Origin of the sequence: Arcicella aurantiaca (genome assembly GCF_003148625.1) — a bacterium.
In the GTDB taxonomy this organism is placed as follows: Bacteria; Bacteroidota; Bacteroidia; order Cytophagales; family Spirosomataceae; genus Arcicella; species Arcicella aurantiaca.
The window spans coordinates 41,751-58,654 of record NZ_QGGO01000010.1 but is presented as its reverse complement, the minus strand read 5'-3'; the positions used below and the strand labels follow the sequence as shown (position 1 = coordinate 58,654).

15 protein-coding genes are annotated in these 16,904 nt (G+C 34.5%); 9 read left to right on the top strand and 6 right to left on the bottom strand.

Features of this window, described 5'->3' with window-relative positions:
- The first annotated feature begins 108 nt into the window (after positions 1–108).
- From LV89_RS10975 to LV89_RS10950, 5 genes are all read left to right on the top strand, one after another.
- Positions 109–858, top strand: a complete 750-nt coding sequence (locus LV89_RS10975) for a L,D-transpeptidase family protein (protein WP_109742940.1) — start codon at positions 109–111, stop codon at positions 856–858.
- 194 nt (positions 859–1,052) lie between these two features.
- The gene (locus LV89_RS10970) at positions 1,053–1,451 is read left to right on the top strand and encodes an Hsp20/alpha crystallin family protein (protein ID WP_109742939.1); all 399 of its coding nucleotides are present in this window, start codon (positions 1,053–1,055) and stop codon (positions 1,449–1,451) included.
- A gap of 452 nt (positions 1,452–1,903) precedes the next feature.
- Positions 1,904–3,046 (top strand): lactonase family protein, encoded by a 1,143-nt coding sequence (locus LV89_RS10960; RefSeq protein ID WP_109742937.1) that lies wholly within the window; start codon positions 1,904–1,906, stop codon positions 3,044–3,046.
- A gap of 115 nt (positions 3,047–3,161) precedes the next feature.
- Positions 3,162–3,683, top strand: a complete 522-nt coding sequence (locus LV89_RS10955; RefSeq protein WP_211321194.1) for a gluconate 2-dehydrogenase subunit 3 family protein — start codon at positions 3,162–3,164, stop codon at positions 3,681–3,683.
- Between the two features lie 58 nt (positions 3,684–3,741).
- Entirely contained in the window at positions 3,742–5,457 is a 1,716-nt protein-coding gene (locus tag LV89_RS10950) for a GMC oxidoreductase (RefSeq protein WP_109742936.1), read from the top strand.
- A gap of 67 nt (positions 5,458–5,524) precedes the next feature.
- On the opposite strand, the gene LV89_RS10945 is transcribed toward LV89_RS10950, so the two are convergent.
- Together LV89_RS10945 and LV89_RS10940 are read right to left on the bottom strand one after the other, a co-directional pair.
- Entirely contained in the window at positions 5,525–6,121 is a 597-nt protein-coding gene (locus tag LV89_RS10945) for an HNH endonuclease (protein ID WP_109742935.1), read from the bottom strand.
- A 354-nt stretch (positions 6,122–6,475) separates the two neighbouring features.
- A complete protein-coding gene (locus LV89_RS10940) occupies positions 6,476–8,515 on the bottom strand; it encodes a hypothetical protein (protein ID WP_109742934.1) in 2,040 nt (679 codons plus the stop codon).
- Positions 8,516–8,691: 176 nt separating this feature from the next.
- Between LV89_RS10940 and LV89_RS10935 the strand changes: the two genes are divergently transcribed.
- The gene (locus tag LV89_RS10935) at positions 8,692–9,048 is read left to right on the top strand and encodes a CoA-binding protein (protein WP_229201505.1); all 357 of its coding nucleotides are present in this window, start codon (positions 8,692–8,694) and stop codon (positions 9,046–9,048) included.
- A 347-nt stretch (positions 9,049–9,395) separates the two neighbouring features.
- Here the strand turns inward: LV89_RS10935 and LV89_RS10930 are convergent, their stop codons facing one another.
- From LV89_RS10930 to LV89_RS10915, 4 genes are all read right to left on the bottom strand, one after another.
- Positions 9,396–9,995, bottom strand: coding sequence for a YceI family protein (locus LV89_RS10930; protein WP_109742932.1), 600 nt, complete (start codon positions 9,993–9,995; stop codon positions 9,396–9,398).
- A 65-nt stretch (positions 9,996–10,060) separates the two neighbouring features.
- Positions 10,061–10,459 carry a MarR family winged helix-turn-helix transcriptional regulator gene (locus LV89_RS10925; RefSeq protein WP_310588780.1) on the bottom strand — a complete coding sequence of 133 codons (399 nt, stop codon included), beginning with the start codon at positions 10,457–10,459 and terminating at the stop codon, positions 10,061–10,063.
- Positions 10,460–10,651: 192 nt separating this feature from the next.
- Positions 10,652–11,119 (bottom strand): MarR family winged helix-turn-helix transcriptional regulator, encoded by a 468-nt coding sequence (locus LV89_RS10920; protein WP_109742930.1) that lies wholly within the window; start codon positions 11,117–11,119, stop codon positions 10,652–10,654.
- 137 nt (positions 11,120–11,256) lie between these two features.
- On the bottom strand, positions 11,257–13,170 hold the full coding sequence (locus LV89_RS10915; RefSeq protein ID WP_109742929.1) for a BamA/TamA family outer membrane protein: 1,914 nt from the start codon (positions 13,168–13,170) through the stop codon (positions 11,257–11,259).
- A gap of 98 nt (positions 13,171–13,268) precedes the next feature.
- Between LV89_RS10915 and LV89_RS10910 the strand changes: the two genes are divergently transcribed.
- The 3 genes from LV89_RS10910 (at position 13,269) to LV89_RS10900 (ending at position 16,876) form a co-directional block, all read left to right on the top strand.
- Positions 13,269–13,847, top strand: a complete 579-nt coding sequence (locus tag LV89_RS10910) for a Maf family protein (RefSeq protein ID WP_109742928.1) — start codon at positions 13,269–13,271, stop codon at positions 13,845–13,847.
- 59 nt (positions 13,848–13,906) lie between these two features.
- On the top strand, positions 13,907–15,721 hold the full coding sequence (locus LV89_RS10905) for an alpha-amylase family glycosyl hydrolase (protein ID WP_109742927.1): 1,815 nt from the start codon (positions 13,907–13,909) through the stop codon (positions 15,719–15,721).
- Between the two features lie 345 nt (positions 15,722–16,066).
- Positions 16,067–16,876, top strand: a complete 810-nt coding sequence (locus tag LV89_RS10900; RefSeq protein WP_109742926.1) for a tetratricopeptide repeat protein — start codon at positions 16,067–16,069, stop codon at positions 16,874–16,876.
- Positions 16,877–16,904: the final 28 nt, after the last annotated feature.

Genomic DNA, 16,904 nt, shown 5'->3' with positions numbered 1-16,904 from the left:
AATTTTCACGTAAAATAACTTTTGTACTAATCCATGAATTTTAGAAAATTGTCTTTAGCTTCAAAATTCATAAATTGCGTTAAAAAACTTCCCCCCGTATAAATCACTATGAAAAAATGTCTCCTTTTTGTGCCAATTTTAGTTTTGTTATGTTCCTTAACGAATCCGCCAATTGATTTTTACCAAGCACAATTACGTTTTCCGAGAGTTAAAGAAGCCTTAAAGTCCAAAGGGAAAATGGTAGATGAAATGCTTTCCTCGAAAGGTGTCAGCACTGCTAATTTTGACCTGTTTTTTAGAGTATTCAAGAAAGAACAAAAATTTGAGGTTTGGGCAAAGAATAAGCAAGAAAGCACTTTCAAACTCATAAAAGTTTATGATTTTTGTGCAAGTACGGGTGTTTTAGGTCCTAAACGCCGTTCGGGAGATAGACAAACGCCTGAGGGTTTTTATACCATTGATGCCTTTAATCCAACGAGTAATTATTACTTGTCGTTTAGAGTGGGTTATCCAAATGCTTCAGATAAAAAGTTTGCAGATTGGTTAAATCCAGGGGATAATATTTTTGTTCATGGTTCGTGCATTACCATTGGTTGTATTCCTGTGGGAGACGACAATATCAAAGAATTATATTTATTGGCAGCTCGTGCAAAAAGTGGAGAACAAGAAATTCCGATTCATATTTTCCCTAATAAAATGACGGATGAAAACTATGCAGCCTTGAAAAGTGAATATGCTTCCAATGCAACTTTATTAGAATTTTGGTCGTGGTTAAAACCGGGTTATGATGCTTTTGAAAAAAGTAATGCCGTGCCAACTGTAACCGTTGACGAAGCTGGAAAGTACATTGTAAAATAGAAATTTATTGCAATTTCCAAATCAAAACCATCCGAAAGTTTGCCACTTTTAGATGGTTTTTTTGTTGAATTTAAACTCAAAAATGACATTTTGTCTTTTTATTTTTCATAAAACAGTCATAATGGCTTAAAATTTTGGCTGGTATAAGATTTGAAGAAACATTTGTACAAACAACAAATTAATACTGCACAACAATGGAAAATAAGAAAATTGTAATACCGAGAGATATTTTAGCCAATATAGATTTCAATAATACTTTAAACGGTGGGAGAGTAGAACCCAACATTCAAGTGAATCAAACTGAAAATGCTTACGAAGTTTTTGTAAAAGTAGCAGGTTTAGCAGCAGACCATTTGAAAGTAGATATTGAAGAAAATCGCCTGTTACTTTATGCTTTACAGCCCGTTTTGAAAACCGCTGAGCAAGAAGTACCCGAAAATTATGTTCCGCAAACTATTGGACAAATAATGCTTCCTAATTTTGTGGATTTAGAGAATATCTCAGCACGTTATCATAATCATCAATGGAAAATTGTGATGCCTTTTGATGATAATCGAAAAGGATTTAAACGAAATGTAGAAGTTGAGTTTTGATAAGGAGTTATTAGTTACTGGCAATTGGTTATCGGTATAAGTCCAGTTCTACTTTGGCACTTAAAAACTTGCTCTAAAAAGAGCCGTAGGCTCGGAAGGTTTTGTAGCCCCGAAATTCATTTCGGGGAAAAGCAATGAAATATTTAAGGGTTTGTTTTGTCATTTTTACCCAAAATGAATTTCGGGGCTACAAGATGGGTCAAGCCTACGGATTTTTCAAGAGTGCAAAGAAAACTCGGTCAGACGATAGTCAGACCGCTACCAAACAACATTTCATAAAAGCCTTCAAAAAGCAAAATCTTAACAAGACAAATCAACCAATAACCAATCATAAGTATCCAATACCCAAATATATATCCCGCCCTGCAAGGTACGCCTGTGCAGGGTATTTTTTTGCATTTCGAAACAAAAAATCCTTAAATTGTGGCTTCATAAATTTTTAACCTTTCACAATGAAACGCAGACATATTTTTTTCTTAGGATGTGGCCTATTGGCTAATTCTTTTTTATTCGCTCAAACTCCTGCCAAAAAAGCAAAAAATGATGATTTCCACCTTTTAGTTGGTACTTATACAACAGGTAAAAGCGAAGGTATTTATGTCTATAAATTCAATGTTAAAACAGGAGAATTTAAGGCAGAAAGTATTGCTAAAAATATTAAGAATCCATCATTTTTAGCCGTTTCTCCCGATGAAAAATACGTTTATTCGGCAGGAGAAGTTGATAATAACGGAGCCGTTCATTCATTTTCATTCAACAAAAAAACAGGCGATTTAACACCGCTAACTTCGCAGTCTTCAAACGGTAATTATCCTTGTCACGTTGCTATTGATAAAACAGGCAAATGGGTTATTGCAGGAAATTATGGAGCAGGAAGTTTAACGGTTTTACCTGTGGAAGCCGACGGAGCATTGGGTAAGCCAACACAAACGATTCAGCACGAAGGAAAAGGCGTAAATGCCGAACGCCAAGAAAAACCACACGTTCACTCTATCAATTTTGCACCTAATAATCATGATGTTTTTGTGGCAGATTTGGGAATTGATAAAATTGTAACGTATTCTTTGGACACTAAAACAGGTAAATTGAGTGATGGAAATCCACCATTTACGAAAGTACAAGATGGTTCAGGTCCAAGACATTTTACGATGCACCCAAATGGAAAATGGGCGTATGTTATTCAAGAATTATCGAGCCAAGTAACGGTATTTGATTATAAAAATGGCTCATTGGCGGCAAAACAGAGTCTTTCTACTCTTCCTGCCGACTTTAAAGGGGATAATTCATGTGCAGATATTCATGTATCTCCCGACGGAAAGTTTTTGTACGGTTCAAACCGCTTTCATGATACCATCGTGATTTATTCAATTGATGCCAAAACAGGAACCTTAACTTACATTGGTGAGCAATCTGTTATGGGCAAAGTGCCAAGAAATTTTATGATTGACCCAACTGGAAATTTCGTTTTAGTGGCAAATCAAAAAACCGATAATATCGTAATTTTCAAACGTGATAAACAAAAAGGAACGCTTACGCCAACTGGAAAAGAAATAGCCGTACCAACGCCTGTTTGTTTGAAAATGATAAATTTCTAAGCGATAATAAAGGATAATGAAATTTAGAAATTCTTGTATATTTAGAAATAAAATTAGCCTGTCATGTTTGATAGGCTAATTTTATGTTGTTCCATTTCAAAAATAAATTAATCACATGCAGAGACGTTCAGCCATAAAAAATATTGCATTAACAATAGGTAGTGCCATTGTGTTGCCTTCTTGGGCTAATGCTTGGAATTATGAAAATGTAAAAAATATTCAATCTTTAGTATCGGTTTCTCAAGAAGTACTTTTAGCACAAATTGTAGAAAGTATTATTCCTAAGACAGATACACTTGGAGCTAAAGATTTGAATGTTCATCAGTTTGTTACCAAAATGATTGCCGATTGTTACGACAAAAAAGCACAGGACATTTTCAAAAAAGGATTTGATTTGGTAGAAAATAAAGCTAAAAATGATTTTGGTAAAGCTTTTTTAGATTGTGATAATAAACAAAAATTAGAAGTTTTAACCAAAATGTCTAAGTCTGATAATAGCGATGAAAAGGCATTTGTAGGCTTGGTAAAAAATATCACTATTCAAGGTTATCTCAATTCTGAATACGTAATGACCAATCTTAGAAAATTTGAATTTGCCCCAGGTCATTATTACGGTTGTGTACCTGTGAAAAAGTAAACTAAGATTAAGCAAATAGCGAAAATTCAAACGAATTTAACATTACAAATCTCGAAAAATGTCAAATCTAAATATAGACTCAGTAAAAAATAGAACTTTTGATGCCATCGTAGTGGGTTCTGGAATAAGCGGAGGTTGGGCAGCCAAAGAATTAACAGGAAAAGGATTACATACTTTGGTTTTGGAGCGTGGACGTGAAGTAAAACACGTGGTAGATTATCCAACAACCATGATGCAACCTTGGGAATTTGAACATCGTAATCAGATTAAAAAAGAAGTAAAAGATGCCAATCCAATTGTGAGTAAATGCTATGCTTTTTATGAAGGAACAGAACAGTTTTTCGTGAAAGATGCAGAACATCCTTATGTACAAGAAAAGCCTTTCGACTGGATTCGTGGTTATCAGACAGGAGGAAAATCATTACTTTGGGCAAGACAAACACAACGTTGGTCGGAATACGATTTTGATGGGCCTGCTCGTGATGGATTTGCCGTTGATTGGCCAATCAGATACGCAGATATTGCTCCTTGGTATAGTTATGTAGAGAAATTTGCAGGGATTTCTGGCAATAAAGATGGTTTGGCTTCATTGCCAGACGGTGAGTTTTTGCCACCACACGAAATGAATTGCGTTGAAAAATATTTTAGTCAATCAGTTGCTAAAAATTATTCTGACCGCCATATCATTATGGGGCGTGCCGCTCACTTGACAAAACCTAAACAAATCCATTTAGACCAAGGACGTGCCACTTGTCAGCATCGTACCATTTGTGAGCGTGGTTGTCCTTATGGCGGATATTTTAGTAGTAATGCTTCCACTTTGCCTTGGGCTGCTAAAACGGGTAAAATGACCTTACGCCCAGATTCAGTGGTTCATTCTATTATTTACGATGAGAAAAAAGGCAAAGCAACTGGTGTGAGAGTAGTTGATGCTAATACCAAAGAAATGATTGAATATTATGCAAGAATCATTTTTGTAAATGCAGCGGCTTTAAATACCAATTTGATTTTATTGAATTCAACGTCAAATCGTTTTCAAAATGGTTTGGGTAATGATAGTGGTTTGCTCGGAAAATATGTGGCTTTTCATAATTATCGTGCCACAATTAATGCAGAATATGAAGGATATTTAGATAATGCTACCGACGGTCGTCGCCCGAATTCTCCTTATATTCCCCGTTTCCGTAATGTATTCAAGCAGGAAACAGATTTCTTGCGTGGTTATGCTTCTGGATTTTCAGCAGATAGATATAGCCATGATGATAGAAGTGGTTTAGGTGAAGATTTGAAGAAAGGAATCTTGAATCCGAAATTAAATAATGTGTGGAGTGTAGGTTCGCACATGATGGGAGAGACCATTCCGAAGGAAAGTAATTTTGTAGCTTTAGACAAAACATTGGTTGACCCTTGGGGAATTCCTCAGTTGAAAATCTCGGTTGATTATGACGATAATGACGTTAAAATGACCAAAGATTTCTTTGAGCAATTGACAGAAATGTACACAAAAGCAGGTTTCAAAAATATCAGAACGAATGATTCTAACAGAACTCCGGGATTAGATATTCATGAAATGGGAGGGGTTCGAATGGGTAAAGACCCTAAAACATCGCTTCTGAATAAATGGAATGCTTTACATTCTTGTAAAAACGTTTTTGTAACTGACGGAGCATCAATGACTTCTACTTCAACGCAAAATCCTTCGTTAACTTATATGGCTTTTACAGCTCGTTCAGTTGATTATGCCGTGAAGGAAATGAAGAAAGGAAATTTGTAGCATAAACGAGTAGATTTTTAAAAGAGATTTGTCAATTCTTCAAGAATTGACAAATCTCAAAACTGAATTAATCTTCCAACTTTACGTGTCCCCAGTTTTCACCAGAACGAATACGATTTAGTTGCGTATGAGTAATGCCAAATTGCTTGGCAATCATTTTCAAACGATTCTTGTCCGATTTTAACATCTTTTTAATCATAATCACTTTACTTTCAGTGAGTTTATAATTTTTTGTTCTTTTCGGAATTACTCTATCCTTCACCGCAGGGTTTTCACGGTTGTGGATAGTCATTTCATCTCTGGTAGCCCATTTAAGGTTTTCCCAATAATTATTTAGTTTATCATGGTCGAGATGAAGCACAAATTTACGGTTTTCATCATCATCTTCTTTCGGAACAAAAAACTCAGCAACTAATTTATGAACATAGCGGTTCAACGATTTATTACCTTTTGCCCTAATGTTTAATGATTTGTAGCCTTGAATTTTTGAGCCTCCAATAATATCTCCATGCTCTGGGTCGTTCTGAAAACTTCTTAAACGTCCATAATTAGAAACTTTATAAGTTGGTGGGTTTTCAACTTCTGGAAAAGGGATAACAATCCACTTTTCATTCCAAAAACTGGTGTTTTTTTTAATGCCGATACCTGCTTTTTTCTCCGTCATAGGGGAATTCATTTAGTACAATCTTTACTACTGGATATTTCAATATTCGGTCTTATATAATGCTTGAAATGTTAATTGTTTTCTTGAAAAGATTACTTAATTAACGAGCTTATTGATAACTTATTTTGAAACTACTAACAGTCGTAAATGTTTTAGTGGTTATATAAAATTTAATGGTAACTCTGTCAAAGTTAAAGAATTGAAATTGTTCACGTTAATAATTATTGATGTTTTTTCTATAAATAAGTATTCTGTGCCATTTGTGTATGCCTAAATGGCAATAACTTAAATGATTGCGAGTTTCAAAACTAATCTGAAAGGTTGTAACAACTAAACCCTAACCAATCCTCAATGTTAGATTACGTATATTCTACATTCTCCCGCATTTAATATACTATTTGGAAATACATTTTGTTCATTATTTTCATAAGATTTTATGTAATTCGTTGAAAAGTAGGGTTTTGCATTTCTCGATTCTATTATATTTTGAATCTCATCGGTTGCAATCGCAAGCTCAGTATTTAAACTTACGATAAATAAATACTTTTGGATTTCTTTTTGTGTCCAAATTATTACTTTTTTTTGTCCAGTAATATCTGGCGGAATAATCCATTCAATTTTCTGATTTTCAATTAATGGATTTATCTCTTCTGAAATTTGTTTCAAAATACTAATATTTCTGAAGAGTTGACCATTTTGTCCCCAATGATATTTTCCATGCGTCGCTTTTTTACCTTCTGATAATTGGAAAACATATAACTTGGTATAATGTTCGTTGGGTGCAGGAGATAAATGTGTATCTCTTTGTTCAAACCCCAGAGCCATATACGAAGGCATATCTGTCAGGAATAAACCCATAAACATTCTGATTTCGTTTCCTTTTACGTAAAATTCATCAAAACGTGGGTCATCTTTATCGGCAGTCATTATTGTAAAATTCGGAGCAAATTTACGGGTTGTCAATAAATGATGATAACGTGCAAATTCAGCAATAAATCTTTCCGAACCTACGACCATTGATTGTAAATCTCCCAAAGTGGTATCGGTATCAGACCCTTCCAAATGTTCTTCTTCAACGCCATAAGCCATTGTATTGGGCGGAGCTAAAAAGCTTTCTGCAAAATATCCAAATGATGGTTTTTGCTGACGAATTACAAATTTAATATATTTATGAATGTCATAATAATTATCAGGATTGGCAGGAGTTCCGTTCGGATTCATCTGTACGTGCGACATATCGCCACGCATAAAATCAAAATTGTATTGTTGGGCAAAGTTCAAATATTTTTGAGCCATGTAATCCCAGACCTCTTGTTTAGGTTTTGAAAAATCAATTTCCCAATCACGATTTTCATTTTTTGATTCATACAATTTTACCCTTGCCAAAGGACCAAAAACACGAGACATTCCTTCTGGTTTTGAAATCACATAATCACGCCAAACTCTTCCATCTTCATCAATCGTTTTGGCTTCTTCACGGCGGTCAACTTCAAGTCCTCGATAAGGCGGTGCCATCGTTGCAGGTACAGGTTCGTAGCCTTCTGAGAACAAATGATTAATAAGTTGATTTCTACGTTTGTTTCGTGCTTCAAGGTTGTTTTTATCTCCAAAAAGGAATTTTAAACGATTTTCTTCTGAATAAACTTCGTTATTAAAAAACTCCTCTTTACGTCTTGGATAATATTCTGAAATGGTACCGCCATATTGATATAAAAAATCTAAAATACGTTCTTGAACTTTCTCATATAGATTCTCAGAATGGTCAATAATTTCAAATTCACGACGTTGTAACCATTCAAAAAATTGAGGGTTAGCCAATGAAACTTCCGAGTAACGGTCAGTATGTGGAATTACGTCCATTCCTACCGTTTTACCCATTAAGTGCAACAAATTACAAACAACCTTTAATTGTTTTTCTACGGTATCAAGGTGTGGAAATGCGATGGCTAATTCTGTATCAAAAAACTCAGGATTAATATTCCAGCTTGCTATTCCGTATAAACTTGCTACTACGCCACATTCCCAAATTGGTAAAAGGTGGATAGATGACTGAGCAGCAGGTAGTGTCAGGGTATATTTTACGACATTCCAAAAACTTCCAATTGTCCGAACATTAATGCCCACCATATTTACCGTTTTTAGCCAAGTCCCATCCGATTGAGACTTTACAGGGCTTTCAATCGTATTTGCAGGATTGAGTGCCTGATAAAATGCTTGTTGTCCAAATCTTTTTTCTAAAAGATAAGCCAACTGTACTGCTGGCATTTGAACAGCTTGTTCGGGTAATAAATTGGGTACAAAAGATTGCTCTTTAGCTATGTAAGACGATATAGCCGTCTGCGGATTATTCAACCATGACTGGCGAAAATCCTCATACGTTTCTGGAATATTCATAAAATTTATATAAAAATGGTCGTAATAACTTTTTAGAAACTAAAACAGTTATAAAAATTGTTTTAAATTAAGAAAAAATACGCAAAAAAACTGCAAAATTTTGCAAATTCTTAATTGTTTGTCATTAATTCATAAAAAACTTTGCAAAAATACTTACCAATTGTATGATAAATAAGATGAAAACTTTAATAATCGGAGCGTCAATTAATCCAGAACGTTATGCCTTTAAAGCAGCAAATAGCCTATTAGCACATGGGCATGAAATTGTATTGGTAGGACAGAAAGAGGGAGAAATTCAAGGACACAATATCATTACAAATTACCCTGATTTTGAAGATATTGATACTGTAACGATGTACGTTGGTCCAAGAAATCAGCCCGCATTGTATGATTATATTCTAAGACAAAATCCACGTAGAATTATTTTTAACCCAGGTACTGAAAATCCAGCATTTGAAGCAATGGCTCAAGAGAAGGGAATTGAAGTAGAAGAGGCGTGTACGTTGGTACTGTTAGCCATTGGACAGTATTGAGTGTATTTGGGGGATTGGTTATTTGTTAATGATGAAGGGTAATGATTGGATAGAATAAATCTTGAAGATATAATTCCGCTTTTAATTCACCAATGTTCTAATCACTAATCACCAATAACTAAGTAAAGAATTTAGTCAACAAAAAATCCCCACAAAATTCAAACTCAATGGTTTGAATAATGTGAGGACTAATGAGAAACTGTTTAGTAAACGTGATGTTTAGCAGTTTTAGTATGACTAATTCAAACAAAGTATTCGTTAAGAATTAGTCTATCTTGCAATGTATTGATTAGGAGTGAGTTACAACACTAATGCCTAACAACTAAATCCTAACCCCTACTTAATTTTTATTTACCAGCTACTAAAGTTACGTCTAAAGTAAATACGTCATCAATTGCTTTGTCACCGATTGTATCAAAGAATTTCTTAGAGTTATATTTTACTCCGAAATCTGTTCTATCAACTGGAATAGAAGCCGTTGCAGTTACTTTACCACCAACTACTGCGATTTTAGCAGGAAAAGTGATTGACTTTGTAATACCTTTCAATGTTAAATCTCCAGTGATGTTTGAACCAGCTACTTTAGTGATTTTGAAAGTTGAAGTTGGGAATTTTTCTACTTCGAAGAAATCACCAGTTGTGATGTGACCGATGAATTTTTGGTTATATTCAGCATTTGTAATATCTGTACAAACGATTGATTTCATGTCGATTACGAATGAACCTCCAGAAACTTTAGTACCATCTGCGATTAAAGAACCAGAAGTAATACCGATTGTTCCTTCGTGCTGACCAGCTACTTTTTTAGCTAACCAGTGAATTTTACTTGCTTTTGTATCTACTGACAAAGTTGCTTTTTTGCTTACTTTTGAAGGAGTACCAGCTACTGCTACGTTTACAAATAAAGCAGCTACTAAAATACTTGCGATGAATTTAATTACTTTCATTTTTGCTTAAAATTTAATTGTTAAAAAGAATTATTATGATTTAGAATTGCTGAAATTCTATTGTATTAATTATTGGTAATTTTCTTTGTAAGTTCTTCAAGTTCATTACTTGGTTCTGAATTTCTTAACTTATCCAAAAGGCAACTCAATTGATTGGCTTCACATTCGGTTAGCCCATAAAGTTGTTCTTCCCATTTTTGTTGCAAAACATCCAATTCTGCCAAAAGGTCTAATCCTTTTTGTGTAATTATGACATCAACTGCTCTGCGGTCATTTGGGCAAACTTTTCTGATTACTAAATCTTTAGCTAATAATTTATCAACCAAACGTGAGGCATTAGACATTTTATCAAGCATTCTTTCAATAATGGCAATAACAGTAATTGGCTCAGGATATTGACCACGTAAAATTCTTAAAACGTTATATTGCTGTGGAGTTAAGTCAAAAGGTTTGAAAATTTCCATTTGCAATGAAGTCAGCCAATTATTTGTGTAAAAGATATTAATAACCGCCTTGGAATAGGGGGATTTAAAACTGTTTTGCTGTATATCTTTTTCTATGCTCATCTTGTTTGTGATTCAAAATTAATGTACAAACATTAGATGTCAATACATTGATTTGTTAATTATTTGTTAATGTTTTTAATTGTCTGATTTTTAGGGATTTATAATTTTGTAGTTTCTTGTTTTTTCAAGTAAACTATTCAGTAAATCTGTTTCGGCTTCATTTAATCCTATAAAATTAATCTCAGATTCGACAATTTTACTACTTAATTCCTGCAAAAGTATTACGCCTTTGGCAGTAAGGGCTACATTAACAGAGCGAAGGTCTTCGGTTGATTTGACTTTAATAACCAATTGTTTGGCGATTAGTTTATCCACTAACCGAGAAACATTAGACATTTTATCAACCATTCGTTCGATGATAAAATTAATATTTGCAGGTTGTGGATAGATTTGATGCAGGATTTTCAGAACATTATATTGAGGTTTACTCAATTTATATGGCTTTAATATTTGAGCATATCTATTCGTTAACCAGCCATTGGTGTACATCAAATTTACTGTTAACTTATTGTATGGATTTTTGAAGCTTTTTTGTTTTATGTCTTTTTCTAATGGCATAAGGTAGGGTTTTGCATAAATTTTAGTGCGAAATATAGGTTCGCAACTTTAATGTAGCAACATGGACTAAGCAAAATTTATTGCTTAGAGGCACAAAGAGTTAGTAAACGGTAGTTTTGGAGAATAAAAAACACAGTTTATCTGAAAGTGACAATTTCTGGTGCTGAAATGTCAAAATCTCTTAAACGAAGGTTATAGGTATCATTAAAAGCAAAATTGAGCGTTTGAACATCGGGTAAATTGGGGAAATATGAGAATTTAATCTGGAAGGTATTGAAGGTTAAATTCTCGTTACGCAAACGAATACCGATGCCAATTCCTGTATAAGGTACTTTGTTAAGCAAAAACTGATTTTTGGGATTAACAAAGGCAAAATCTGTTTGGAAAAATGGAGCAATTCTAAAACCGACAAAGTTTAATCTTGAAAAAAATACGATTTGATAACCCAATCCTAATTTTTTTGTTCCCCAAAGTTTATCACTATTGACATCCAAAATGCCATTTTCACGGTTTACATTGACAAATTCGCCTGTATAACGATTATTGCCAAAAGCATAACGCAGGTTTACGAAATGACGAACTTGTGTTCTTTTTCGATAAGTGTGTAAAGTGCTAAAATAGTTTGATTCTATGCTCAAACCTGTTGTTCCGTTTGAGTATCCACCTGCATTCAAGAGTCCATAAATATAGCCTGCTTTACCAATGTATTGCCCTTTAGCGAGCTTAATGCCCGAATACCAACGTTTCCCGAAGGCATCGGAGTTTTCATAGCCAGCCACTAAGGTTGCTAAATATCCGTAGGGTACGTCCTCGGTAATTCCGAATCCGTAAATCAAAAAGTCTCTTTTATATCGTCTATTCGAGAATCCAATTCCTGCTAAATAATCCCGATGATTTCTAAATATTTGATTGGTGTCTGTCGTTACAGTTGGGCGTTGGGTATAAGAAATGTCTGTAAATCTCACACCAAGCACTAAGCGTGAACGTTGTTGAATTTCTTTGTCTAAAAATGGTAATTTGAAAGCATAAGCCGTCCAAAAATCCAGATAATTACGATTGGTCGGAAATTTTAAATAAGTTGTGTCGCTGTCTTTGTAGGGTGTACCGTCATAGCCACGAAAAGTATTCACGGTATTTCGGTCGTTACTCATTTCAAAACCACCTGCCAATTTCATTTCTGGGGTAAGAAAAGGGCGATAAAAACGTACAGCGTAATGATTGGTCAGTCTTCTTAATTCAATTTCTGCTTGTCCAGTAATAAATGTTCGCCCGATGTATGGAATGGTATATTGGCTATAATATTCAAGAGCGGGTTTTTCATTATAATTAAAATAGAGAATATTCTTCCAAGAATGCCCTAAACCTCTGACATTGATTTGATTAATGCCCAAATAATAATCTTTGAAACTATTAAAACCAACTTCGGGCAGTAACGACCAAATGTCTTGGGTAATCACTAATAAATCAACTAAATTCGGAAACTGTGGGTCGGGCAAAACCAAAATTCGGGCATCGTGGAGGATTGAGCTTCTACGCATCAAACGTTCATTGTCTCGGAGGCGGTCGGCGTCAATAATATCTCCAACGTCAAACATTAGAAACGATTTTCTAATTACTTTTTCTCTGGTATTGCTATGAAGTGAATTTAAGAAACGGTCGAAACCTTCGGCAACTCTACTGGTATCGGCGATACTTTCACCAAAAACTTGCCGACGTTTTACATAAATTTTACGAATTACTCTTCCTTCATATTCTTTGAAAGGATTGTCTTCAATTTGGACAATTTCTTGCCCAGAAGAGTTTTGATTGTAAACATCTCGAAAGAGAGCATTATAAATTTCGTTGAGAATTTTATTTTTAGAGAATTGCTTTTTCAATTTTGTAAACATCAAACTATCTTTTTCAGACTTCATACTTACAATTTCTACGGGCTTTTGGAACGTAGAATCTCGTTGCTGTGAAAAAGCCACCGAATAGCAAAACAAGATTAAGGTCGAAATCTTAATCGTTTGTTTGAAGAAATATGGGTAAATTTGTAAAGTATATTTCATATATATCGTGAACAAATAATAGCTTTTAGAGATTAAATTTTGAGAGGACTACGAAAACTCTCATGTGGTAATCATTAAACGATAGAACTCCCCAAATAATGCTTAAACTGAATAAAACGCTTCTTTTAGCTTCTAATTCGCCTCGCCGACAACAATTATTGCGTGATGCAGGCTTTGAATTTACCGTAAAAGTTAAAGACACTAATGAAGATTTCCCTAAAACTATGCCAGTGGAAGAAGTTCCTGCTTATTTGGCTCGTAAAAAAGCTGAAGCTTTTCGGGACGAACTTGGAAGTCAGATAATTTTAACCGCTGATACTATTGTTGTTATTGATAAAGACATTCTAAATAAGCCAAAAGATGCGTCAGAAGCAAGAGAGATGTTGAGAAAATTATCAGGCAGACAACATCAAGTAATCACGGGTGTTTGTGTAATGACGGCGGAAAGTACAGAAAGCTTTATTGATATTGCAGAGGTTTTTTTCCGTGAATTAACCGATTGGGAAATAGATTATTATATCGAAACTTGTCGCCCATTCGACAAAGCGGGTTCTTATGGTGTTCAAGATTTTATTGGCATGGTAGGAATCCCACGTATGGAAGGCTCATATTTTACCGTAATGGGTTTGCCTGTGCATAAAGTGTATGAGGCTTTGAGTAAGTATTTTGTGAATTAGTAATCCTTCTAAGTATTACAAACAGTTACCAGATTTTATCAACCACTAATGATTTTATTGTGAAGCCTTCTCCCATTATTGAAGCCTTGCCGACGGGTATCCAAGACGGAATAAATTATATTTCAGATACAAAAGTTATTTTAGTTCTTTTTGCCCCGAAAAAGGAATTTGTATATGCTATCGGTGATTTTAATAATTGGCAAGCTGATACGCAATCGTTGATGAAATGTACTCCTGATAGAAATCGTTATTGGCTTGAAATTGATGGACTAACCAAAGGTGAAGAATATGCTTTTCAGTATTTGATAAATGGCAAATTAGCCGTTGGTGACCCATATTGTGAGAAAATCCTTGATCCAAATAATGATAAATGGATTTCTCCAAGTGTTTACCCAAATCTTAAAGTTTTACCTTCAAATGTAACAACTATTGCTTCGGTTTTTCAGACTGGACAAACGCCATATACTTGGAAAATAACTAATTTCAAGCGTCCTGCTCAAAGCAATTTAGTAATTTATGAGTTACACATTCGTGATTTTGACAAAGATGGTTCATATCAAAATGTCATTGACCGCATGGAATATTTCAAAAACTTAGGCGTGAATTGCATTGAATTAATGCCTATTGCGGAGTTTTCAAATAATGATTCTTGGGGATATAATCCAATTTATCATTTAGCACCCGATAAAGCTTACGGAACAAAAGACGATTTGAAGAGATTTATTGATGTTTGTCACGAAAACGGAATAGCGGTAATTTTAGATGTGGTTTATAATCAGGCTGATTATGAATTTCCGTATGTAAAAATGTATTGGGACGGCAACAAACCGTCGGCTGATTCACCTTTTTTTAATCAACGTGCCAAGCATCCGTATAATGTGTTTTCAGATTTTAATCATGAAAGTCAAGCTACGAAAGACTACGTAAATCGTGCCAATGAATTTTGGCTAAAAGAATATAAAATAGACGGTTATCGCTTTGATTTAGCTAAAGGATTTACGCAAAAGGTGACTACAAACGATAGCAAGTTTAGGTTATATGATAAAGGTCGGGTTAATATTTGGAAAGAGTATTATAACAAAATAAGAAGCTACGATAAAGATGCTTATGTAATTTTAGAGTTGTTTTCAGAAGATAAAGAAGAACAGGTTTTTACGGACATGGGCATGATGGTTTGGGCAAATCAAAATGGAGATGCACGTAATGCGGTAAAAGGTTTCCCGTCTGACTTTACTCGTTATTCATATCAATCAAGAGGTTTTAAAAGTCCATCGGCAGTTGGCTATATGGAAAGTCATGACGAAGAAAGAGTCGTTTATGATACCATAAACAGTAGAAGTTCGGTTTTTTCATTTCCGACAATATTAGAACGTGTAAAAGCTGCTGCTGCAATTTTCTTGACAATTCCAGGTCCTAAAATGATTTGGCAGTTTGGCGAGTTAGGGTATGATGTTGCAATTGACCAAAACGGAAGAACAGGACGAAAACCCATTCGTTGGGAATATTTTGAAAACCCCGACCGTTTGAAGTTGTATAAGGTTTTTGCAGCATTGATAAAGATTAAAACAACTTTAGAGATTGCCCAGTCAACAGATTTTCAATTGGATTTAGCAGGTTTTGTAAAGAAAGTAGTTTTAAATGGAGCAAATAATCACCTAATTGTCGTTGCTAATTTAGATGTGAATGACCACTTAGTTTCAGATATATTTCCAACCATTGGAACATGGTATGACTATTTTACAGGAAATATTACTGAGGTATCAGACATTAATTTTGCTTTCAATTTAAAAGCTGGAGAATTTCATATTTATACATCAACACCATTGCCAAAACCCGATGACAATTTAGTGACTTGGAAAGCATTAGGAAAATGATTTGTGAAGTTGAAAGAATTGAGCTAATCAGGCACGAAGATTCAAAGTGATTTTTTTTATAGAGACTTAGCGTCTTTGTTGCTAAACTTTCAGAAAAGGGCAAAAAAAAAGGCAAATTCACCGCTACAACCTGCCTACCCTTGCTTCGGTCAAGACCTGGGGGATTCGGAGGGAGCTGGTAATTTGCCGTCACAAAGATGGTGGATTTTATTGAGGTTACAAAACCTACTTTGAAAAATATCCACGCCATAATATTGAAAACTCTGTTAAGTTTTTTATTATCAATCATTTATAGACAATAATTATTTTTAAATATTTTTTAACTTTTAATCAAATACAACCAAAATGTTTGCTTTTTTAAATAAATATATCTCAATAACCTTCAAGGATTTTTATATTAGGGATTCTCAACTTGTCAGACATACCCCAAAAATAGGTAGAAAATCAATCCTACAAAACTGTTTACTGCTAACTGTTTCCTGTTTCCTGCTTACCGCTTGCACGGGTTCTTCTGAGGCATTTTTAGAGAAAGCAAAGGAACAATTACAAAAAGGTAAAGCAAAAGAAGCCATTGAATATTTGAATCAGGCGATAGATAAAGACCCAGAAAATGCAAAAGCATTTAATATGCGTGGGGCAGCTAATTTTGAGCTGAAAGACTATAATAGTGCTTTATTAGACTATGAACAAGCCATCAAACTGGAGCCAAAAGACTACAAGCCCTATTTCAATCGTGCGTCTGTAAAAATGGAAAAATCAGATTGGGAAGGAGCATTGATGGACTGCAATAAAGCCTCTGAAATTCAGCCAGATACTGCTGAGATTTACATCAAAAGAGGCATTATTTATGCGGCTTTAATCAAAATTCCAGAAGCATTAGGTGATTTTGAAAAAGCTATCAAATTGAATCCAAAAGAAACAAATGCTTTGTATAATAGAGGAAATATTTATTTTCAAATGGGTAAATTTGATAACGCTGCTAACGATTTTATAACTGCTGTGAAAATTGACCCGCAATTTGCCAAAGCATATTACGCTTTAGGGATTGTTCAGCAAAAAATGAATAAAAGTGATGAAGCTTGTATGAGTTTAAAGACGGCTAATCGTTTGGGATATACAGATGCCAAAACAGCAATGGATAGTTTTTGCAAGTGATTTTAGTATATTTACCAATCGTTTAACA